The sequence below is a fragment of the Flavobacterium sp. DSR2-3-3 genome, assembly GCF_049896585.1.
Taxonomy (GTDB): domain Bacteria; phylum Bacteroidota; class Bacteroidia; order Flavobacteriales; family Flavobacteriaceae; genus Flavobacterium.
On the sequence record NZ_JAFCUP010000005.1, the window covers coordinates 117,563 to 141,050 of the forward strand.

General features: G+C 35.1%; 16 protein-coding genes. 11 read left to right on the forward strand and 5 right to left on the reverse strand.

Annotation, left to right across the window (positions count from 1 at the left end):
* Window positions 1-849 (reverse strand): alpha/beta fold hydrolase, encoded by an 849-nt coding sequence (locus tag ACP7AQ_RS08430; RefSeq protein WP_426095128.1) that lies wholly within the window; start codon window positions 847-849, stop codon window positions 1-3.
* A 179-nt stretch (window positions 850-1,028) separates the two neighbouring features.
* A complete protein-coding gene (locus tag ACP7AQ_RS08435) occupies window positions 1,029-4,085 on the reverse strand; it encodes a leucine--tRNA ligase (protein ID WP_426095129.1) in 3,057 nt (1,018 codons plus the stop codon).
* Between the two features lie 270 nt (window positions 4,086-4,355).
* On the opposite strand from ACP7AQ_RS08435, the gene ACP7AQ_RS08440 reads away from it, so the two are divergent.
* The 4 genes from ACP7AQ_RS08440 (at window position 4,356) to truB (ending at window position 7,098) form a co-directional block, all read left to right on the forward strand.
* Window positions 4,356-5,231: a cell division protein FtsX gene (locus ACP7AQ_RS08440; RefSeq protein WP_426095130.1), complete on the forward strand. Its 876-nt coding sequence runs from the start codon at window positions 4,356-4,358 to the stop codon at window positions 5,229-5,231.
* A 73-nt stretch (window positions 5,232-5,304) separates the two neighbouring features.
* Window positions 5,305-5,547 carry a DUF3098 domain-containing protein gene (locus ACP7AQ_RS08445; RefSeq protein ID WP_426062839.1) on the forward strand — a complete coding sequence of 81 codons (243 nt, stop codon included), beginning with the start codon at window positions 5,305-5,307 and terminating at the stop codon, window positions 5,545-5,547.
* Window positions 5,548-6,369: an undecaprenyl-diphosphate phosphatase gene (locus ACP7AQ_RS08450; RefSeq protein ID WP_426095131.1), complete on the forward strand. Its 822-nt coding sequence runs from the start codon at window positions 5,548-5,550 to the stop codon at window positions 6,367-6,369.
* 6 nt (window positions 6,370-6,375) lie between these two features.
* On the forward strand, window positions 6,376-7,098 hold the full coding sequence (gene truB, locus ACP7AQ_RS08455; RefSeq protein ID WP_426095132.1) for a tRNA pseudouridine(55) synthase TruB: 723 nt from the start codon (window positions 6,376-6,378) through the stop codon (window positions 7,096-7,098).
* A gap of 350 nt (window positions 7,099-7,448) precedes the next feature.
* On the opposite strand, the gene ACP7AQ_RS08460 is transcribed toward truB, so the two are convergent.
* Window positions 7,449-8,048 (reverse strand): thioredoxin family protein, encoded by a 600-nt coding sequence (locus tag ACP7AQ_RS08460; RefSeq protein ID WP_426095133.1) that lies wholly within the window; start codon window positions 8,046-8,048, stop codon window positions 7,449-7,451.
* 105 nt (window positions 8,049-8,153) lie between these two features.
* Between ACP7AQ_RS08460 and ACP7AQ_RS08465 the strand changes: the two genes are divergently transcribed.
* The 3 genes from ACP7AQ_RS08465 (at window position 8,154) to frr (ending at window position 10,347) form a co-directional block, all read left to right on the forward strand.
* Window positions 8,154-8,933 (forward strand): patatin-like phospholipase family protein, encoded by a 780-nt coding sequence (locus tag ACP7AQ_RS08465; protein WP_426095134.1) that lies wholly within the window; start codon window positions 8,154-8,156, stop codon window positions 8,931-8,933.
* A 68-nt stretch (window positions 8,934-9,001) separates the two neighbouring features.
* Window positions 9,002-9,709 carry a UMP kinase gene (gene pyrH / locus ACP7AQ_RS08470; RefSeq protein WP_426062834.1) on the forward strand — a complete coding sequence of 236 codons (708 nt, stop codon included), beginning with the start codon at window positions 9,002-9,004 and terminating at the stop codon, window positions 9,707-9,709.
* A 74-nt stretch (window positions 9,710-9,783) separates the two neighbouring features.
* A complete protein-coding gene (gene frr, locus ACP7AQ_RS08475; protein WP_426095135.1) occupies window positions 9,784-10,347 on the forward strand; it encodes a ribosome recycling factor in 564 nt (187 codons plus the stop codon).
* Between the two features lie 84 nt (window positions 10,348-10,431).
* On the opposite strand, the gene ACP7AQ_RS08480 is transcribed toward frr, so the two are convergent.
* Both ACP7AQ_RS08480 and ACP7AQ_RS08485 read right to left on the reverse strand, forming a co-directional pair.
* Complete coding sequence (locus ACP7AQ_RS08480) at window positions 10,432-10,761, reverse strand: DMT family transporter (protein ID WP_091207029.1); 330 nt, start codon at window positions 10,759-10,761, stop codon at window positions 10,432-10,434.
* 1 nt (window position 10,762) lies between these two features.
* Window positions 10,763-13,033, reverse strand: a complete 2,271-nt coding sequence (locus tag ACP7AQ_RS08485) for a cation:proton antiporter (protein ID WP_426095136.1) — start codon at window positions 13,031-13,033, stop codon at window positions 10,763-10,765.
* 197 nt (window positions 13,034-13,230) lie between these two features.
* Between ACP7AQ_RS08485 and ACP7AQ_RS08490 the strand changes: the two genes are divergently transcribed.
* The 4 genes from ACP7AQ_RS08490 to rpoN all read left to right on the forward strand — a co-directional run bounded on the left by ACP7AQ_RS08490 (window position 13,231) and on the right by rpoN (window position 23,322).
* On the forward strand, window positions 13,231-15,648 hold the full coding sequence (locus ACP7AQ_RS08490; protein WP_426095137.1) for an efflux RND transporter permease subunit: 2,418 nt from the start codon (window positions 13,231-13,233) through the stop codon (window positions 15,646-15,648).
* A gap of 539 nt (window positions 15,649-16,187) precedes the next feature.
* Window positions 16,188-20,018 (forward strand): T9SS type B sorting domain-containing protein, encoded by a 3,831-nt coding sequence (locus tag ACP7AQ_RS08495; protein WP_426095138.1) that lies wholly within the window; start codon window positions 16,188-16,190, stop codon window positions 20,016-20,018.
* A 320-nt stretch (window positions 20,019-20,338) separates the two neighbouring features.
* Window positions 20,339-21,775 (forward strand): asparagine--tRNA ligase, encoded by a 1,437-nt coding sequence (asnS, locus tag ACP7AQ_RS08500; RefSeq protein ID WP_426062829.1) that lies wholly within the window; start codon window positions 20,339-20,341, stop codon window positions 21,773-21,775.
* Between the two features lie 80 nt (window positions 21,776-21,855).
* Complete coding sequence (gene rpoN, locus ACP7AQ_RS08505) at window positions 21,856-23,322, forward strand: RNA polymerase factor sigma-54 (RefSeq protein ID WP_426095139.1); 1,467 nt, start codon at window positions 21,856-21,858, stop codon at window positions 23,320-23,322.
* Window positions 23,323-23,488 lie beyond the last annotated feature (166 nt).

Genomic DNA, 23,488 nt, shown 5'->3' on the forward strand with positions numbered 1-23,488 from the left:
TTATGCTTTTATAAAGTTGTTTAGTTGTGCTAAATACCATTCTTTATCATCATACATAATAAAGTGTAAACCTTTGTTCGAATATTGAAAACTAGCCGTTTTTAAGTTTTTGTATTGTGCTTCTATAGGCCCTTTGTAATTTGAAAAACCAAATTCCAATAATATCAAAGCAGGACATTTTATTGCCGTAATTTTATCTCTCAAATCCGTATTGGAAAAATCACAATACATTTTGCCAAAAATTTTTCGGTCTGATTTCATGTTCCAACTAATTGCTTCCTCTTGTTTTGAGGCATCTGCCAAAAGCATGGCCATATTTCTTTTTTGCATTTGATAAAATTCATCTTCAGACATAGTCGTTATTTGATTAACCATTGAAGAACAGTCGTTATTTTCTAGCGATTTAAAAGATGGATTTCTAAAAGCGGCCAAACAAGGAAGCGCATCAACGACTACAATTTTGCTTATTAATTCAGGATAATCTGAAGCAATAGCCAACGCAAGCCCTCCGCCCATACTGTGACCAACTATAATTGGTTTTTCTATTTTGTTTGCTTTAATGTAGTTCACGATTTCTGTTTCCCAATTTATAAACGAAGCATCTGGTTGTGGTTTAATCCCAGCAAAACCCGCCATTGTAAATGTGTAACACGTAAACTCTTTTTCGAAATTAGATTTTGTTTCATTCCAGACATCTCCAGAACTGGCAAATCCGGGCAGGAAGATTATAGATTGTTTTCCCTTTCCTGTTTTGCTTATTTCAAACGGATACGATTTTATTTGTCCGAATACATTTAAATATAATGCTGAAAACAATAGAACTATAACCAAGAAGGAATACTTTTTCATTTTTAATAGATTTAAGTTGTTAAATGACCCAATTTTTCTTTTAGATACAGAATCTATTAAAATGTTACAAAAAGTTAAAAATAACACTTAATATATTATTTATTAGTTGTTTGAAAAACAAAAAAAATCCCGATTCTAAATGTTAGAATTGGGATTTTTTTATATAATAACACTATTTTTTACCCCACCAAATTGATGATTTTCCCCGGAACGATAATCACCTTGTTTGGCAATCTTCCTTCTAATTGCTTGATGGTTCTTTCGTCTTTCATTACGATTTCCTCGATTTGTTCTTTGGTTAAATCCAAAGGTAAAACCATCGTGAAACGCATTTTCCCATTGAAAGAAACTGGATATTCCTTTTCGCTCTCAACTAAATATTTAGCTTCAAAAACAGGAAAGGCAACCGTTGCAATAGATTCTGTATTTCCTAACAGCAACCATAATTCTTCGGCGATGTGCGGCGCATACGGTGAAATGACGATTGCTAATGGTTCCAGAATAGCACGTGAATGACAGTTTTGAGTGGATAATTCATTCACACAAATCATAAACTGAGAAACCGATGTATTAAAAGAGAATCCTTCAATATCTTCCGCCACTTTCTTAATAGTTTTGTGCAATGATTTTAAGTTCTCTTTAGTTGGTTTTTCATTGGTAACAATCAAACCATTATCATCAAAATACAAACGACACAGTTTTTTCAAGAAACCAAAAACGCCCGAAATTCCTGCCGTGTTCCAAGGTTTTGCTTGTTCCAAAGGTCCTAAGAACATTTCATACAAACGCAACGTATCGGCACCGTATTCATTACAAATATCATCCGGCGTCACCACATTGTATTTGGATTTCGACATTTTTTCGATTTCGCGACCTACAATGTATTTTCCGTTGTCGTCAGTGATAAAAATTGCATTAATATATTCTTCTCTTGATTTTTTAAATTTTTCAACATCTAATTCGTCAGAAGAATTAACTAAAGAAACATCAACGTGAATAGGATTAATATGTTCAATTATGTAAGTTACTTCTTCATTAATAACATTATATTTTTCAAACAAAAGAGCATCTAATAAACTTTGATTTTCTGCACTATTAATTTTAAATTCTTGATCGAAACCAGTCTGCTTAGAAATAAAATTTTTAGTCCAAAATACTATTTCATTATAATTTTCAACATTATATTTTCCTTCATCTGTCTTACTTCTTTTCGAACAAAATATTGAAGCCTTGTAAACAAACGCACTCATCCCCAAAATCATTCCCTGATTAATCAGTTTTTTGAATGGTTCTTCGGTTGGTGCGAAACCTTTGTCTTTTAGGAATTTGTTCCAAAAACGAGAATACAATAAATGTCCGGTGGCGTGTTCGCTACCGCCAATGTATAAATCGACGTTTTCCCAATACGCCAATGCGTCTTCGCTTGCAAACTCCTTTTCATTGTGTGCATCCATATATCGCATCCAATACCAGGAACTTCCTGCCCAACCTGGCATCGTGTTTAATTCCAAAGGGAAAATGGCTACATCATCAACTAACTGATTACTAACCACTGAACACTGAACACTGTCCCAAGCCCAAACCAAAGCGTTTCCTAAAGGCGGTTGTCCATCTTCAGTTGGTAAATATTTCTCTACTTCCGGCAAGATGATTGGCAGATGTTTTGCGTCAATCATTTGTGGCAAGCCATTCACATAATATACTGGAAACGGTTCGCCCCAATACCGCTGGCGAGAGAAAACCGCATCACGCAAACGGTAATTGATTTTTCCTTTTCCTTGGTTTAGTTTTTCTAATTCTTCTATGGCTTTTTTAGTCGCTTCTTTGTACGTCAGTCCGTTTAGGAAATCCGAATTGGCGATAATTACATTGTCTTTCGAACCGTATGCAACCTCAGAAATATCCACATTTGCAAAAATGTTTTTGATTTCTGTCATCCCATTTTGACCCTTGAAGAAATTCGCAAACGCATAATCTCTTTCATCGCCACAAGGGACGGCCATAACCGCGCCTGTTCCATAACCTGCCAAAACATAATCTCCAATCCAAACCGGAATGGATTCTTTGGTAAACGGATGTTCCGCATACGCTCCGGTGAATACTCCCGAAATAGTTTTTACATCAGCCATACGTTCTCTTTCGGAACGTTTTGATGTTTTTTCTATATAAGCATCCACTTCCGCTTTTTGTTCTGCTGTTGTAATTTGAGAAACCAATTCATGTTCTGGAGCCAAGGTCATAAACGTTACTCCAAAAATGGTATCGGGTCTTGTAGTAAACACATCGATATATCGCTGCTCGCTTTCAACTTTTGACTTTTGACTTTCGACTTGAAAAGAAACAGTCGCCCCAACTGATTTCCCAATCCAGTTTCTCTGGCTTTCTTTGATGCTTTCACTCCAATCAATATCATTTAATCCTTGCAACAAACGTTCTGCATAAGCCGAAATTCGCATGCTCCATTGGGTCATTTTCTTACGGACAACCGTAAAACCGCCACGCTCTGAAACACCATTTACGATTTCGTCATTTGCCAAAACAGTTCCTAATCCCGGACACCAATTCACTTCAGTCTCGGCTAAATAAGTCAACCTATATTGCAACAAAATTCTCTCCTGCTGTTCTTTTGCGAAAGCGTTCCATTCATTTGCTGAAAAAGCTTCAATATTTTCATCGCAAACCGCATTGATATTCGCATTTCCTTCTGTTGAAAAAATGGAAACCAAAGTCGAAATATCTTCGGCTTTGTCGCTGTTTTTGTTGTACCAAGAATTGAATAATTGGATGAAAATCCATTGCGTATGCTTGTAATAATCAGGATTTGAAGTGCGGACTTCTCTACTCCAATCGAAAGAGAATCCAATTTTGTCCAATTGCTTTCTATATCCAGCAATTTTATTTCCTTCCTTGTCCGTTCCTCCGTCAATATTGACCGAAGTCGTATCCTCGGGACGCTGCCCAGTTTGAATCGCATACTGTTCCGCAGGCAATCCAAAACTATCGTAACCCATTGGGTGCAACACATTAAAACCTTGGTGTCTTTTGTACCTTGAATACACGTCAGAAGCGATATATCCCAACGGATGTCCTACGTGCAATCCCGCTCCAGATGGATAAGGAAACATGTCGAGTACGTAATATTTAGGTTTTTCTGAGTTATTTTCGGCTTTGAACGTTTCGTTTTCTAACCAATATTTCTGCCATTTGGCTTCTATTTCGTTTGGATTGTATTTCATTCCCTTTTTTTATTGTTTTTTTAATGGAGTCATGCTGTCGCGCTCTCAAGTCATTCCTCTTTTTTATTGTTTTTTAATGGAGTCATGCTGTCGCGCACTCAAGTCCTCTTTATAAAAGTTGCAAAAGAACAAAGCCTCACAGGGCTTTCTCACGATGACTATTTTTAGGTAGCAAATTTACATTTTATGCACGAAAATCGAAACTTTGAGCGTTATTAACTTCGAATAAAGAAATTCTTTATTATTTTTACCCAATAATTTCATTAAACTATGAGTTCTTCCTTTGATAATTTTCAAAAACGCCGTTTAATTTCCTCTTATTTTTCAGTAGTGCTAAGTGTATTCTTGGTTTTATTTCTATTGGGAATATTGGGACTTTTTATAATAAATTCTAAAAAATTAGCCAACGATTTCAAAGAAAATATCGCTATGACGGTTTTTTTCAAGAATGAAGCCAATGACAGTATTGTAAAAGCTTTTGGAACCCAAATAAAAGCAAGTCCATTCGTAAAATCATACACTTATGTCACCAAAGAAGCGGCCGCTAAAGAACATACCGATATTATTGGTGAGGATTTTATGGAATTTCTAGGTGAAAATCCACTGCAAAACTCCTACGACATTCATTTAAAAGGAGATTATGTAATTAAGGACAGTATCACAAAAATTGAAGCTGGCTTGCGCAAAAACGCAATGATTTCGGATATTGTGTATGACAAACAATTAGTGAATTTAGTGAACGACAATATTAAAAAAGTCAGTATGTGGATTTTAGTAATCAGCGTATTCTTAGCTTTTATTGCCGTATTGTTAATCAATAGTTCATTGCGTTTGTCCATTCATTCCAACCGATTTATCATTAAAACCATGCAAATGGTAGGCGCAACAAAAGCTTTTATCAGAAAACCTTTTGTGATGCGAAGCATAAAACTGGGAATGATTGGAGCAGTTTTGGCCGTTCTGGCGTTAATAGGAGTTTTGATTTATGTTGAAACCAGTTTTCCAAATCTTGGGATTTTGGAAGACAAAGCTATGATTGGCTTGGTATTATTGGCCGTTTTAGGAATTGGCGTTTTAATAACATGGTTAAGCACTTATTTTGCAACACAACGTTTCTTGAACTTGAGAACTGACGATCTTTATTAATTTTAGATTGAAGATTAAAAAAAACAGCATTATCATTCAGCATTCTTAGTTGCTGAAATAAAATTTAGCACATATGGAAAACAATGAACAGCAACCAGAATTTCTTTTTGACAAAATAAATTACAAAATCTTATTAATTGGTATTGGAGTAATTGCCCTGGGATTCATTCTAATGTCAGGCGGCGGAAGCGAGGATCCTAATGTCTTTAGCGAAGATATCTTCAATTTTAGAAGAATTCGATTAGCACCAACAACTGTTTTAATCGGTTTCGGAATTACTATTTATGCCATTCTTAAGAATCCCAAAAAAGCATAAATGAATACATTACAAGCATTTTTAATTGCTGTTATCGAAGGATTAACCGAATATCTTCCCGTTTCCTCGACCGCTCACATGATTTTTATGAGTTCTTATTTTGGAATTCAAGAAGATGATTTCGTAAAGCTTTTTCAGGTTTCTATCCAATTTGGAGCCATTTTGGCGGTCGTCGCTTTGTATTGGAAGAAATTTTTCGATTTCTCTTCAAAAAGTGTTGCAATCAGATTTTATCTCAAACTTATTTATGCCGTAATTCCAGCGTTAGTGTTAGGGAAATTATTCGATGATAAAATTGAAGCCATTCTGGGAGACCCTATTCCCATTGCGATTGTATTAATTTTGGGCGGCGTAATTTTACTTTTTATCGACAGTCGTTTTCAAAGTCCAACTGTTATTAGAGAAGAAGATATTACAGTAAAGAAAGCTGTAATCATTGGTTTTTGGCAATGTTTAGCAATGATGCCGGGGACAAGTCGATCTGCTGCTTCAATCATTGGAGGAATGCAACAAGGATTAACGCGTCATGCCGCAGCGGAATTCTCTTTTTTCTTGGCAGTTCCTACCATGATGGCCGTTACTTGTTATTCTGTATTTTTGAAAACCTATGAGTCTTCGCAAATGAAAGGCTATGAATTGATTTTAAAATCAAACGAAAACATACAATTGTTCTTGATAGGAAACGTAGTTGCTTTTATCGTTGCTATTCTAGCGATTAAATTTTTCATAGAAATTATCAAAAAATACGGTTTTAAACCTTGGGGTTGGTACCGAATAATCGTAGGAATCTTTTTATTGTTCTACTTTTCATACTTTAAATAAATTCCTTTGAAAACAGCCGAAGATTTCCAAGACGGACAAATTTTACTGATTGATAAACCCTTGAATTGGACTTCATTTCAGGCGGTGAATAAATTAAAATGGGCTTTAATAACCAAACTGAATCTGCCAAAAAAATTCAAGATTGGTCACGCCGGAACTTTAGATCCGTTGGCAACGGGATTGTTGTTAGTTTGTACCGGAAAATTTACTAAAAGAATTACCGAACTTCAGGGTCAAGCCAAAGAATATACCGGAACTTTTTATATAGGAGCCACAACGCCTTCGTATGATTTAGAAACGGAAATCGACCAAACTTTCCCAACGGAACATATTGACGAAAATTTAATTCATGAAACCGTCAAACAATTTCTGGGCGAAATCGATCAAAAACCCCCTATTTATTCTGCTATAAAAAAAGATGGTGTTCGCTTATACGAACATGCCAGAGCAGGAGAAACCATTGAAATCGCCACTAGAAAGACAACTATTCACGAATTTGAAATCACCAGAATTGCACTTCCAGAAATCGATTTTAGGGTCGTTTGCAGCAAAGGAACCTACATTCGTTCCCTAGCTTTTGATTTTGGAAAGGAGATGAATTCCGGTTCGCATTTAACCGCTTTGCGTAGAACAAAAATTGGAGATTACGACGTAAATAAAGCGATGGATTTGACTTTATTCGAACAAAATCTAATCTCTGAATTGCATTCAACAAGCAAAAACACATGACAAATACATAATTATATTTGCGATGTGTTTTTTCTAAAATTAAAAGTAATTTTAATTCATGATTTTTTGTCTACTTTTTTATGAGATGTTTTAATAATGACTTACGTCCTTACCTCCAAATAACAAATAGGACAAATAATCATAAATTCGATTGAATAGCTTCTTCATAACGATGTTTTTTTAAATTGTTAAACAATGTTTAAACACCAATAAAAAGTAAAGTAATGTACAATAGAGTTGGTTCAAGCGGTTAATTTACGCTTTTTATTTGATAATAAATAAATAAAACGATAAAAAATATATCTAACTATTTGAAATATAGAGATTTATGAATAAAAGTAATTGTTCGCTTAAAGATTCATCATCAAGTTGATCAATTCATTTTGAGTGGAAATTCCTTTATCATGCAAATACCAAAGTTGTAAATTGGTTTTAAGAGTTTCGTCAATAACTCCGAATTCTTTTCTGTAATCTGTTACTAAATCAGCTGCGGCTTGTGGTCGAGGCCCCCAATTTCCAAGCACACTTCCAGTTTCTTTATCGACAAGAATCAAAATAGGAATCGCTTTCTTTTTATTGGTTAAAAACAACTTCATCAATTCTTCATTTTCATCACGCAATACAATTCTCAAGTCAATTTTACCGGATTCAATTGCCATTTTATTGATAATTGGCAACAATTGCGCGGCATCACCGCACCAACCTTCAGAAATTACTAACCAAATGTATTCACGCGGTAAAGACTTTAATTTCAGACTGATTTGTTCGGTAATTTTAATCGTTTTATCCAAACGATTCATGCGCGTTTCATTCAGTTCACTGTAATGCGTTAAATCTTCCGATTGTTCGTCCCCAGTTGATTTTTTTTCAAATAGTAAATCTGAAATAAGTTTTCTGTATTCTAAATATGAATGGCTATTAAACAATGCTTTGGCTATTGGAATTTTCATAATGAATTATTTGTTTTCACAAAGTTACCATAAAATTGGAGCATAAATATGATATCTGTCACTTTCAATTCCACAAAAAGAGTAATTTTATAACAAATAGTTATAATGGATTTAAAAACAAAATCTATAGGATTAGTACTTTCCGGTGGCGGATCTAAAGGTTTGGCGCATGCTGGTGTCATTAAATTTTTGGAAGAAGAAAACATCAAACCCTCTCAAATCGCAGGAACGAGTGCCGGATCGATTGTTGGCGCGTTATATGCTTGGGGAAAAACACCCGAAGAAATTTTGGAGTTTTTTAAATCCATTTACCTTTTTCACTGGAAACACCTCACGTTTAAGAAAGCGGGATTAATTGATTCAGAATCCTTCCGAAGTTATTTTCACAGTATCTTTAAAGACGCCGTATTAAGTGATTTGAATATTCCAGTTCAGATTACAGCCACCGACATGATTCGGGGAAAATTGAAAATATTTTCTCCCAATACAAAAATCGTTGATGCCATTTTAGCATCTTCAGCGTTTCCCGGGATTTTGTCTCCTTATCAAATAGATGGCAATATCTATAGTGATGGCGGGATATTGAATCATTTTCCAACCGATATTTTACAAGGACAATGCGACACTGTGATAGGTGTTTATGTAAGTCCGATTCAGAAAATTGAAGCCAAAGATTTGCGTTCCATTAAGGCAGTGACCACTCGGGCTTTTGATATTCTTTCGGCAAATTCAAATATGCATAAATTTAATATTTGCGATTGGGTTATAGAACCTAAGGATTTATGCCTGTACAGTACATTTGAAACCAGCAAAGTAAAGATGAATGCCGTTTTCAACATTGGCTATGAAGCCGCAAAAAAATCGCATGAAAAACTTAATTTATAAAATTTAAGCAACACTTTTTTTAAAAATCATAATATGTCTATATTTGCACCAATCAACTCAACACACACATGAAATACAAAAGAATTCTTCTGAAACTAAGTGGCGAAGCTTTAATGGGCGACTTGCAATATGGAATTGACCCAAAAAGACTCGCTGAGTACGCTGACGAAATCAAGCAAATTCATGATAAAGGAGTAGAAATAGCCATTGTAATAGGTGGTGGAAATATTTTTAGAGGAGTTGCAGGAGCAAGCGCAGGAATGGACAGAGTACAAGGTGACTATATGGGAATGCTGGCAACGGTGATTAACGGAATGGCATTACAAGGAGCACTGGAAGAAAAGGGCATGAAAACCCGTTTGCAAACGGCGTTAAAAATGGAATCCATAGCAGAACCATATATCAAAAGAAGAGCGGACCGTCACCTTGAAAAAGGAAGAATTGTAATTTTTGGAGCCGGAACTGGGAATCCATATTTTACAACCGATACCGCAGCGGTTTTACGTGGTATTGAAATCAATGCCAATGTGATTCTAAAAGGAACTCGTGTGGATGGGGTGTATGACTGTGATCCGGAAAAAAACGCATCTGCCATCAAATTCGATTTCATTTCCTTTGACGATGTCCTTAAAAAAGGATTGAATGTGATGGATACGACAGCATTTACGCTAAGTCAGGAAAATAAATTACCAATCGTAGTTTTCGATATGAATAAAGTAGGAAACTTATTGAAAATCTGCGAAGGAGAAAATATAGGAACTGTAGTAAACATATAGTATTCAGTCACAGTTTAGAGTCGCAGAGGCGGCTAAAACTGAAAACTGAGACTGAAAACTGAAAACTAAAATTTATGACTGAAGAAATTGAATTTATATTAGATAGTACCAAAGAATCCATGACGGGTTCTATTGCGCATTTAGAAAAAGAATTTTTGAATATTCGTGCTGGAAAAGCTTCTCCGGCCATGCTTGGAAGTGTTTATGTAGATTATTACGGATCGGCAACGCCACTTTCGCAGGTATCAAAAATTAGTGTTCCTGATGCCAGAACCATTACGTTGCAACCTTTTGAAAAAAACATGTTGCACGTAATTGAAAAAGCAATTATGGTAGCTAATATTGGTTTTAATCCAATGAATAACGGTGATGTAATTATCATCAGCGTTCCCGCATTGACCGAAGAAAGAAGACGCGATCTCGCTAAACAAGCCAAAGTTGAAGCTGAAGACGCTAAAGTAGGTATTAGAAATGCTCGTAAAGATGCTAACACCGAGATCAAAAAATTAGAAAAAGAAGGAACCTCCGAAGACATTTGCAAAACTGCCGAAGATGAAGTGCAAAACTTAACCAACTCTTTCATCCGTAAAATAGACGAACTTTTAGTGGTGAAAGAAGCAGAAATCATGAAGGTGTAATTCCCTTTTCAATTATATTAAAAATGCGTCGTGTTAGTTGAACACGACGCATTTTCTATTTAAAAAAATATTGAAAATTTCCTTTTAATGACTCGAAACGAATTTCAAACCAATAATAGAACTGATTAAAGTGGTGATGAAAAATATTCTCCAAAAATCAGCTGGTTCTTTAAAAACAAAAATTCCAACTAAAACCGTTCCCACTGCTCCAATTCCGGTCCAAACCGCGTATGCCGTTCCTATAGGCAGTGTTTGTGTTGCTTTATAAAGCAAGACCATACTTATTGTCAAACAAACCAAAAATCCGCCCAACCATAATGTTGCTGTCATTCCGGTATTTTCTTTGGCTTTGCCCAAACAAGTGGCAAAACCAACTTCAAATAAACCACCGATAATTAATAAAATCCAATTCATGTTATTGTTTTAAAATTAACACAGAAGGAACACCGCTCAACCAAATACTTCGGGAATCTACGAGTTCTTTCCAACTTTCGAGACTAATTAGCATTAAATCCTGCTGCGCCAAAAATTCCTCTTTAATTATTTTATCGGTTATCAAACCAATGTTGTTTGGATATTTTTGTTCCAAAGAATCAATAGCGCTGTTCATTACAAAATTAGTCGTAAGATGTCCATTTACATCCAAAATAACAATTTTTGAGTTGTTGTTGAACACTAATTTTTGAATATAATCAATCACAAAAGAATCTTCAGGACTGAAAATAGGGATAAAAACATGATTGACTTGCTGCAGATCTTTGTCTATCAAAATTCCGATTGGCATTTTGGTTTTAGAAATAATCTGTCTCGTTCTTTCATCAAAAGGCGAATTTTCGAACAACCCTTCTTTCCCTGTAAACTTATCAATCAAACGATCCGGATTAATGATACGTGTGGTAAAACCAATTACTTTCCCAAGAATTGTACCTTCAAATATTGATTTTCCCAAGCCTATTAACAACAAATCATAATCGCCTTGATTGGCTATATCAGCAATCTCGGTTTCTATGTCCATCGTTGCTTTAAAAATAGTGGTAATATCCTGTTTCAATAGTTGGGATTCTTCAACAATTGGATAAAAACTATTTTTTTCTTTGTCTTCCAAGTTAAAAGTATGCACCTCATCACTCAAAGACAAATGCATCACGGTAATACTGGAGCTGTTTTTCTGTTTTTTTATAAAACTATTCGCCAGTCGCAACAAGGATTTACCCTTTTCATTGTTGCCAAACGAAATTAAAATTCGGTATTTATTATGGTTTGTTTGTTCAATAACTTCAACACCATCTTTCGTTTTGAAGATATAATTGATTAAATCCAAAGCCGGCCCCGTCATAAAAGTAGTGACCAATGCCATGATGACCATCATGGTAAACACTTCGGGTGTCAAAACTTTAAGTTCCAACCCGATGTTTAAAACAATCAATTCCATTAAACCTCTGGTATTCATCAAGGCGCCAATCGTCAAACTGTCACGCCAACTCTGCCCAACAAATTTGGCTGCCAAAGCACTTCCTACAAACTTGCCCACTACGGCCACTAAAATAATAAAACCAGTAACTTTCCATAAATACGGATCATTAAGTAGACCAATTTCTGTTTTTAAACCCGTGAATACAAAAAACAAAGGGAGTAAAAGGATCAACGACACATCCTCCACTTTTTCTATGAATATTGTTCTTAATTTTGGGACATCCGGCATAATTGCACCCGCCATAAATGCACCAAACAACGCATGAATACCAATAACCTCCGTTGCATAAGACGAAAGAATCAATACTAGAAAAAAGATTGCCACAACCGGTTTTACAATACTGTCTTTAGAACCATATAAATCTCCAATTCGTTTCAAAAATGGTTTTACAATGTAAATCATCGCAACAACATAAAGTACTGCCAGCATAATAATGTACAACGAACTCACGAAAGTCCCTGCTTTTACAATCGCAATCACTACCGCCAAAATACACCAAGCAGTAATATCATCGGCAGCGGCACATGTAATCACTATAGAACCTAATTTAGTTTTATGAATACCTCTTTCCTGAACGATTCTGGCTAACACGGGGAAAGCCGTAATACTCAACGCAATTCCCATAAACAAACTAAAAGCTAAAAACGTAACTCCCTCAGGAGCAAACCGATTGTAAACAAAATAAGCCAGACCGATCCCGAGTGCAAAAGGGATTACTATACTGGCGTGACTGATTACTACCGCTTCATTGGCTTTGTTCTTCAGCACTTTCAAATCAAGTTCCATTCCTATAACAAACATAAAAAAAATTAATCCTATCTGACTCAAAAACTTTAAATTTCCTAATGATTCAACAGGAAATAAAGCTACTGAAAATTCAGGAAAATACAATCCCAATAAGGATGGTCCTAGAACAATTCCCGCAATAATTTCCCCAATTACTGATGGCTGTCCTATCTTCTTAAAAATCCAGCCAAAAACTCGGGAAACAAGTATGATTGTTATTATTTGAGCCAAGAGAATAGCCAAAGGATCTTGAAAATTATGTTGCATAGCAGCTAAAAAATCATTCCAAGAACCATTGCCACTCTCTGGTGAAACTATTGTTTCTGTTGCCTCTAAGTTTTTCCCTTTTGTTATAATCCAGTACATTAATGCAATAAAACCGCCCGTAACACTCAAATAAAATATTGTATTTTTATAATTCTTCATAAACTTTTTTTTGTCATTACCAACATCCCCAAATAACGAAGATGAGAATTCAAATGTATCATTTATATCTTAAAAATTTATTTAATTACAAATAAAAAAAAGAACCTAAAATTAGACTTTAAACCTATAAAAAGTTTACGCTGAAACAAATGATTTATATCGGTTTTAACTACCTTTACAGCCGTTAAACAGGAAATATGGTCAAGTGGTTTAGTTTGGGATTTTGGGAATTGATAGCCCGAATTGTCCTTAGAAATAGGATTTTAATGTTGTCCATTATTGTTGCGATAACGGCGCTTTTAGCACTACAATGGAAGAATATTCACTTCGCTTTTACCGAAGCCAATTTATTACCGGATGACAATATTGTAAATATTGAGTACAATGCCTTTTTAAATAAATTTGGGGAAGAAGGAAATCTAGTCATCATCGGGGTAAAAGACAACGCCATATATACCCCAAAAGCCTTTGCTTCCTGGAGTAAAATGATGAATACGTTAAAAGGCGACAAAGCGGTTGATTTAGTTATTTCGTTAAATGACTTAAAGAAATTACAAAAAAATGATTCGCTGGCAACCTTTGAACTGGTTCCTTTTGTGGACCAAAGCAAAACTCTTGACCCGGCATATCTTCAAAAAATTAAAAAAGAGCTTTTCAATGATTTGCCTTTTTACGAAGGATTACTTTTTAACAAAAGATCGGGAAGCATTCGCTCCGCCGTTTACTTGGATAAGAATATTGTAAACACGGCGGCCCGAAAAGATTTTATTCTGGATAAATTAGTTCCCGCAGTCGAAAAATTCGAAAAAGAAACCGGAATTGATATTCGTGTTTCAGGAATGCCTTACATCCGAACGCTGAATGCAAAAACCGTTACTGATGAGATCAGCATCTTTATTGGAGCCTCTTTATTAATCACCTCATTGCTTTTCTTTTTCTTTTTTAGAAGTTTTAGGGCAACGCTAATATCAATGATTATTGTTATTATTGGCGTGATGTGGTCTTTTGGATTTTTAGGATTATTAAACTACGAAATTACGGTTTTAACGGCTTTAGTTCCTTCATTAATCATTGTTATCGGAATTCCGAATTGTATTTTCCTGACCAATAAATACCATCAGGAATACAAAATTCACCACAATAAAGCCAAAGCATTACAGCGTGTTACGACCAAAGTAGGAATGGCAACCTTGATGACAAACCTTACCACAGCAATTGGTTTTGCTACGTTTGTCGCTTCAAATAATCAATTGTTATTGGAATTTGGGGTCGTGACTTCCATCAATATTATGGCACTTTTCTTTTTGTGTATCATTGTCATCCCTATTTTTCACAGTTATATTCCGGCTCCAAAAGAGCGCCACATCAAGCATTTAGACCGTAATTATGTGAAGGTTTTCATGGATTGGATTCTGAGAAACGTAAAATACAATCGCTTTTCAATTTATGTTGTTTCTATTATTCTATTAGTAATTAGTATTGTAGGAATTTATGAAATGCGCATTTCAGGCAGTTTGATTGAAGACATGCCTAAAAAAGAAGCTTTTTTTGAAGACATTGTTTTCTTTGAGAAAGAATTTGACGGAGTGATGCCGCTTGAAATCATGATTGACACCAAACGAAAAAAAGGAGTCATGAACTTGTCTACGCTAAGGCGAATGGAAGAACTGGAGGAAACCATTGATGAAATACCGGAATTGTCAAAACCCATTTCGATTGTCAACCTGATTAAATATTCCAAACAAGCGTATTACAACGGAAATCCGGAATATTATGAATTGCCTACTTCGCAAGAACAGTCGTTTATTTTGTCGTATGCCAAAAATGCCACAAAAAACTCAAAAGACAATCTGATGAAAAGTTATGTTGATTCGACAGGACAATTTGCTCGAATCACGACTTTTATGCGCGACGAAAACGGCGATAATATTGCCAAAATTGAAGCTGAAATTCGTAAAGAAGCAGCTAAAATTTTCCCTGCTGATCAGTACAAAGTCACCATCACCGGAAAAGCACTGGTTTTCCAGAAAGGAACCGGTTACCTGCTGGATAATTTACTTTCGTCGCTGGCTTTCGCCTTTTTCCTGACCGCTCTTTTGATTGGTTTTATGTTCCGTTCGTTCAAAATGGTATTGGTTTCTATCATCCCAAATTTATTACCATTAATGCTAACAGCAGGAATTATGGGCTTTTTAGACATTCCGCTGAAACCGTCTACGATATTGGTTTTCGGAATTGCATTTGGTCTTTCGGTGGATGACACCGTGAGATTTCTGTCCCAATACCGCGAAGAATTAAAGAAAAACAACTGGAAAATCCGAAAATCTGTTTACGCCACATTTACGGATGCCGGCTTAAGCATGTTCTATACTTCTATCGTGTTGTTCTTCGGGTTTTCGGTGTTTATGTTGTCAAGTTTTGGAGGTACAATTGCACTTGGCGGATTGATCTCATTAACATTATTGTTTGGGATGCTGTCAAATTTAATGTTGCTGCCGGCATTGGTTCTGACCTTGAATAAAACGCTTGCCAATGAACAGGATTTTATCGAACCCAAAATAGACATCATTGAACCAAGTGATGCCGAAATTGACGATTTAGAAAAAAATAAATAATCGTTGCGAGAAACATCGTAATCAGGAGCTAATTCCCGCTATTCGTTACAATTTTTTTCAATCCTGTCAGGGTTTTGAACCCTGACAGGATTTGGAAAAGATTTCATTTCTCTATTTTATCTCGAAAGATTACAAAACGGCGAAGGAAATTCATCCGAATGTTTCTAAAAAATCCTAAAAAACTCCATATGCTTAGCCCCGATAGTAGCGGCATCCTTTTACTTTTTCCTTTAAAAAGTAAAAGATATAGCGAATAGCGGGAAATAGCTCCTGATTGACTTAATTATATTTTAAAATTGAACTGGTCAATACTTTAAGTATTCATGGAACAACTTTACTCTATAATTCCTTACCAGGAAAAATGCTAAGAAGTAAAATAGTAACGTCAACACTTTTAACATGAAAAAAACTAATTTTAAAATTAATACCTGATGTCTATATTTCAGCATTATTGCAAATTAATACAGCAAATATTCTTATAAATTTTATGCTAACTCTTAAATTAAATGTACTTTTATTTACTATTCTAGGTTCATGGTATGAATAAATTTTTTACATTTTTGATATTCTCGTTATCTCTATCAACATATGGTCAGGGCGAGGCTAATATTTGGTATTTTGGTGAACGTGCAGGATTGGACTTTAACAACGGCACCCCAGTTGCATTAACTAATGGAAAATTAAACACTTACGAAGGTTGCGCAACAATATCTAACAGTGCTGGTCAATTGTTATTTTATACTGATGGTGTATCTGTTTATAATAAAAATCATCTTTTGATGGAAAATGGAATCGATCTAAGGGGCAATAATACCACCACACAATCTGCTACAATAGTAAAAAAGCCTAACTCTTTAACGATTTATTATATTTTTACTTGTGCTGCACAAGGGAGTGACGAAGGACTGAAGTATTCTGAAGTAGATTTATCTTTCAATGGTGGTTTAGGAGCGGTTACTTCCAATAAAAATATTTTATTATTTACGCCAACTACTGAAAAATTAACAGCAACTTTAAATAGAACGGGAGAGGGAGTATGGGTCATTACTCATGGATCTGGAAATAATAATTTCTACTCATTCTTTGTGGATAACTCAGGTGTAAATTCCATCCCAGTTATTAGCAGTGCTGGTGTAGAAGTAGCAGGAGATCAAGATTCCATTGGTAGCATGAAAGTTTCTCAAACAGGAGATAAATTAATTTGTGCTAATAATTCAAGTTTAACCGAACTATTTAATTTTAATAACGAAACTGGTGTCGTAAGTAATCCACGATTGATTACGGATAAACCAACTACTTATGGTGTAGAATTTTCACAATCTGGAAAAATTGCATATTTAACAACCGGTAGTAACGTTCCTGAGAAATATGAACTGAATCAATATGATTTAACAGCTACTAATATCCCCGTTTCTGAAATCAATTTACTAACTATAATCCATAGGGAATCTAACCCACTTGCCTTGCAGTTAGCTCCTGACGGGAAAATCTATGTAGCCCGTGACCTCGTCCCTTATTTAAGCGCCATTACTAATCCTAATGTTTTGGGTATTGGGTGTAATCTTCAATTAAAAGCTGTTGACTTAAACGGTAGACTCTCGTATGCTGGTCTTCCTCAATTTACACCATCTAATCTTCAAGTCACCATAAAAACGCAAAATAACTGTTTGGGCGAAATGACTTCTTTTTCATTAGATAGCAATCGAGAAATTATTGCTGCGCAATGGGATTTTGGTGATAGCAATTCCTCCACTAATCTCAATCCTAATCATTTTTATTCGTCAATAGGAAATTACACAGTTTCCGTAAAAGCAACATCAAATACAGGTGTAACAACAGAAACTAAAAACATTGTTATTTACGAAGTTCCTACAGCCTTTCAACCACAAAATATCTCAATATGTGATAACAATAATGATGGTTTTCGTACTTTTGATTTGACATCTCAAAATACTGCAATACTTAACGGTCAAGATCCCACTTTGAATAAGGTTGACTTTTATGTTAACGCTGCTGACTACAATGATAATTTAGCGATTAATAGCCCAACCACATATACAAACACAACAGCCTACTTGCCACAAACGATAATTGCTTTAGTAACAAACAAAGCTAATCCGTCTTGTAAAAGCAGTACTTCATTTTCAATTTCTGTTAATGAAAGTCCTATTCCAGAAATTTACACTTCTATATCAAACTATTTAGTTTGCGATAATACGAGTATTGGCAATGATACCGATGGACATGTTTTATTTGATTTAACTCAAAAATCTTCAACAATTTTAAAGGGACAGTCAGCGACTCAGTTTTTACTTACCTATTACAAAGACATCGCTTTGACACAAAATATTGCAGCGCCATCAGCTTACGCGAATACCAACGCAACTGAAACTATTTATGTAAAAATGTATAATAAAGATAATCCAATTTGTTTTGCAACAACATCATTCAAAATACAAGTGAGTGCGTTACCTACTATCAATCAAAATGTTGATTTAAAACAATGTGACGATGATATTAATGGATTTACTATTTTTAATTTAGAGGAAGCAATCCCAAAAATAACAGCTAATGCTACAAACGAAAGCATCACTTTTTATACCACTCAAATTGATGCACAAAATAATCGTAACCCAATAACTAATCCCATTAGTTATAGCAATCAAATAATAAGTAACGACATTGTTTATACGCGAATTACAAACTCCAATGGCTGTTTTAAAATTGCTACAATACACTTAATAATTTCTACAACGCAAATTCCGATTAATTTCGTTAGAAATTTTATAGTTTGCGATGATGCCGTTTTGGGCACCTATACAGACGGTATTTCTAGTTTTGATTTTAGTAGTATAAACAATGAAATAAAAGCTATTTTTCCTGTAGGACAACAACTAGACATTACCTACTATCGCAATCTTAATGATGCTTTAACAGAAAAAAATACAATTTTAGATATTGTAAATTATAGAAATATAGGGTATCCAAATTCACAAAAAATTTATGTTCGTATTGACAGTAAACTTAACAATGATTGTTTGGGTTTAGGTTCTCCTATTCAGTTAACTGTTGAACCGATACCGGTTATGCAACCTATTAAGGAAATACAATGTGATGACAACCACGACGGATTATTTGCTTTTGACACCTCTACAATTCAAACACGATTATTGAATGGTTCAACTAACGTCACTTTGAAATACTTTGATGAAAATAATAATTCTTTATCAAGTCCGCTGCCTAATCCTTTTGTAACTCGTTCACAAATACTAAAAGTAGAGGCAACCAATACTGCAATGACTGCTTGTTCCTATGAAACAACATTAGAATTCGTGGTTTCTGATTTACCAGAAGCCTCTCCTATTCCGTCCAATTTATTAATTGTTTGTGATGATGAAATCGATCCTACTAAGCAAAACGGAAAATATGCTTTTGACACTTCAACCTTTCACAATACCATCTTAGGAGGTCAAACCGGAATAATAGTCAAGTATTATGATGCTAATAACAATTTACTTTCAAGTCCATTGCCCAACCCGTTTGTAACCATTTCACAAAATATTCGAGTGGAGGTAATTAATCCAAATAATGCTAACTGTAAAGCAACAATGTCAATACCATTCGTAGTTCATCTATTACCACCAATAACCTTGAATGGTGAGGAACGACTTTGCAGTAATATTAGTAATTTTACCAAAGTAATCAATGCAGCCCTTGTTGATGAATTATTAATAGATAATTATAAATATGAGTGGACTTATAACGGAAATCTAACTAGTGGCGAAACAGAATACACTTTAACAATTGACAAAACGGGAACCTATACCGTGAAAGCAACTACTGATGGGGGATGTTCTAGAACTAGAGTAATTATAGTTTCTGCATCTAATATTGCTAAAATAGAAAACATAAAAATTGAAGATCTTACTTCTATTAATAGTATTCAGGTTTCCGCAACTGGTACAGGTGACTATGTATATGCGTTGGATGACGAAAATAGCCACTATCAATCAGAAAATCTTTTTACTAATGTTAGTGCAGGAATCCATACAGTTTATGTAAAAGACTTGAATGGGTGTGGTATTACCTTAAAAGAAGTAGCAATACTTGGAATACCGAATTTCTTTACTCCAAATCAAGATGGGTTTAATGATTATTGGAATATAAAAGGGGTCAACAATGCCTTTAATGCTAAAATAATTATTAATGTTTTTGATCGATATGGTAAATTAATAAGCAAGTTAAATCCTTTAAATCATGGTTGGGATGGAAACTTTAACGGGCGACCTTTGCCTTCTGACGACTATTGGTATACCATAGCACTAGAGGATGGTAGAATTTTGAAAGGACATTTTACCTTGAAAAGATAAAACAAAAAGCACAATAGGCTAAAATTAAACATTAATTTCCATTACCTTTAATAAGTCCAACTTTTAATTAATTAGAGATTCCTCAATTCCAATACTCTCTAGCCCTTGATTACTCCACTGTGCTCTTATTACATCGGAGTTCAGTGAACTGCGTTAGCAGAGACATCCTTTTACTTTTTTTCTTTAAAAAAGTAAAAGATATAGCGAATAGCGGGAAATAGCTCCTCATTCCCAAATTTTACGCAAGGACTTTTCAAACAAATCATTTATATTTGCAGTTCAGTCACAAGACACTATTTAATATCAATTATATACATAAAATGAGACATACAAAAGTTAAAGACTTACTAAACAGCACAAAAACGCTTCACGAAGTAAATGCAAAAGGATGGGTGAGAACTTTTAGAAACAATCAATTTATTGCTTTAAACGATGGCTCAACCATTGACAATATACAATGTGTTGTCGATTTTGAGAATACGCCAGATGAAACGTTGAAGCGAATTACGACTGGAGCAGCCATATCAGTTACGGGAACTTTGGTGGAAAGTAAAGGTGCTGGACAAAAATTTGAAATTCAGGTGGTTAAACTGGAAATACTTGGAGACTCGGATGCCGAGAAATTCCCGATACAACCTAAAAATAAACCGAGCTTGGATTTCTTGCGTGAAAATGCACATTTAAGAGTGCGTACCAATATGTTTGGAGCCATAATGAGAGTGCGGTCGGTATTATCGTATGCGGTGCACAGTTATTTTCAAGAGAAAGGTTTTGTATATGTGAATACGCCAATCATTACGGGATCAGATGCTGAAGGTGCCGGTGAAATGTTTAAAGTTACCGCTTTGCCATTTGACGCAACACCAAGAACTGAAGACGGGAAAGTAGATTACAAGGAAGATTTCTTTGGAAAAGAAACGAACTTAACGGTTTCGGGACAGTTAGAAGGAGAAACTTTTGCAATGGCTTTGGGACAGATTTACACTTTTGGACCAACATTCAGAGCTGAAAACTCTAATACTTCGCGTCACCTTGCGGAATTTTGGATGATTGAGCCAGAAGTGGCGTTCAATGATTTGAATGACAACATGGATTTGGCCGAAGATTTTATTCAGCATGTAATCAAATACACTTTGGAAAAATGTCCTGAGGATTTGAAATTTTTAGAAGGAAGATTATTGGATGAAGAAAAATCGAAACCAGTTGCGGAGAGAAGCGAAATGCCGCTTTTGGAAAAATTAAACTTTGTTTTGGAAAACAATTTCAAACGTGTTTCATACACCGAAGCAATTGACATTTTAAGAGAATGTACGCCTAATAAAAAGAAGAAATTCAACTATATCATCAATGAATGGGGAGCGGATTTACAATCAGAGCACGAGCGTTATTTGGTGGAAAAACACTTTAAATGTCCGGTAATCTTATTTGATTACCCAGCAAATATCAAAGCATTTTATATGCGTTTAAACGAAGACGGAAAGACGGTTCGTGCGATGGATATCCTTTTCCCTGGAATTGGAGAAATCGTGGGCGGCTCTCAAAGAGAAGAACGTTTTGATGTTTTGGTTGAAAAAATGAAAGCCTTAGGAATCGATGAAGAAGAATTGTGGTGGTACCTTGATACAAGACGATTCGGTTCAGCAGTTCACTCTGGTTTTGGACTTGGATTTGAAAGATTGGTGTTATTTGTAACAGGAATGACAAATATTCGTGACGTAATTCCTTTTCCAAGAACACCAATGAATGCGGAATTTTAATTAAAAGTTGATTTGTGCATTTGGTTTTTTGTGGATTTGATTCCAAATAACCAAATAACCGAATAACCAAATAAACTAATATGCTAAAGCAATTTCTAAATTTAAAATTATCACAGAAATTATCTCCTCAACAAATTCAGTTGATGAAGTTAATTCAATTGCCTACGCAAGCTTTCGAACAGCGTTTATTGGAAGAAATGAACGAAAATCCAGCATTGGAAGCCGGAAAAGAAGAAGATGAGTTCGAGAAAGACGAGTTCGAAAATGAAGATTATGACGATTATGATGACTCGGAATCGGATAGAATTGAAGCCGAAGACATCAATATTGATGAATATTTGAGCAACGACGAAACTCCGGACTATAAAACACAGGCCAACAATTATAGTGATGACGATGAAGATCGCGAAACACCTTTTGCTGCGCCAGTGAGTTTTCATCAGGATTTAATCAATCAATTAAACACTTTTATCCTGAACGATGAAGAGCGTGAAATTGCAGAATTTCTCGTAGGAAGTATCGATGATATGGGTTATATCCGTCGCAGCGTTCCTGATATGGTGGACGATATGGCGTTTACGCAAGGCATTTACACCGATGAAAAAATGGTGGAAAAAATGTTACAGGTAATTCATGAATTAGAACCGTCCGGTGTAGGAGCGCGGGATTTGCAGGAATGTTTGTTGTTACAATTGAAACACAAAACACCAACGGAATACATAGAATTAGCCACTGATATAATCGAAAATCAGTTTGATGCGTTTACCAAAAAACATTACGACAAGTTATTACAAAAATACAATGTTTCGAACGAGCAACTGAAAAAAGCCATTCACGAAATAGAAAAACTAAATCCAAAACCAGGCGGATCCTTTACCGGTAACAATAAAGTAACGGAAAATGTGGTTCCTGATTTTGCGATCCGAATTGTGGACGGCGAACTGGAACTAACCTTAAATGGACGTAATGCACCTTCGCTGCACGTTTCAAAGGATTATCAGGAAATGATGCAAACATACAAGGATTCCCGAGATAAATCAGCACAGCAAAAAGATGCGGTTCAGTTCATCAAACAAAAACTGGATTCGGCTAAATGGTTTATCGACGCGATTCGCCAACGCCAAGAGACGCTTTTTGTAACCATGAACGCGATTATGCATTATCAGCAGGAATATTTTCTGGAGGGTGATGAAACCAAGTTGAAACCGATGATTCTAAAAGACATTGCGGACATGGTGGGTCTGGATATTTCGACGATTTCACGTGTGGCCAACAGCAAATATGTTGAAACGCCTTACGGTACGAAACTGATTAAGGAATTTTTCTCAGAGTCAATGAAAAATGACCAAGGTGAGGATGTTTCTACACTGGAAATTAAAAAAATTCTTCAGAATACGATTGAGGAAGAAGACAAGAAAAAACCACTTCCAGATGATCAATTAGCTGAAATTCTGAAAGATAAAGGCTATCCAATCGCAAGAAGAACAATTGCAAAATACAGAGAACAACTTGATATTCCGGTGGCGAGAATGAGGAAGAAGATCTAAATAATTACGAATTTGGAATTGCGAATTACAATCCAGAATTATAGGCTCTTATTCTTTATTTTTTTTAAATCTTGCAAGAAAAACAATATTTTTTTAAATTTAAAACCATTTCAGAATTTTGAAATCTGAAAGGGTTTTTTATTTTCAATACTTTTATATTTCAATC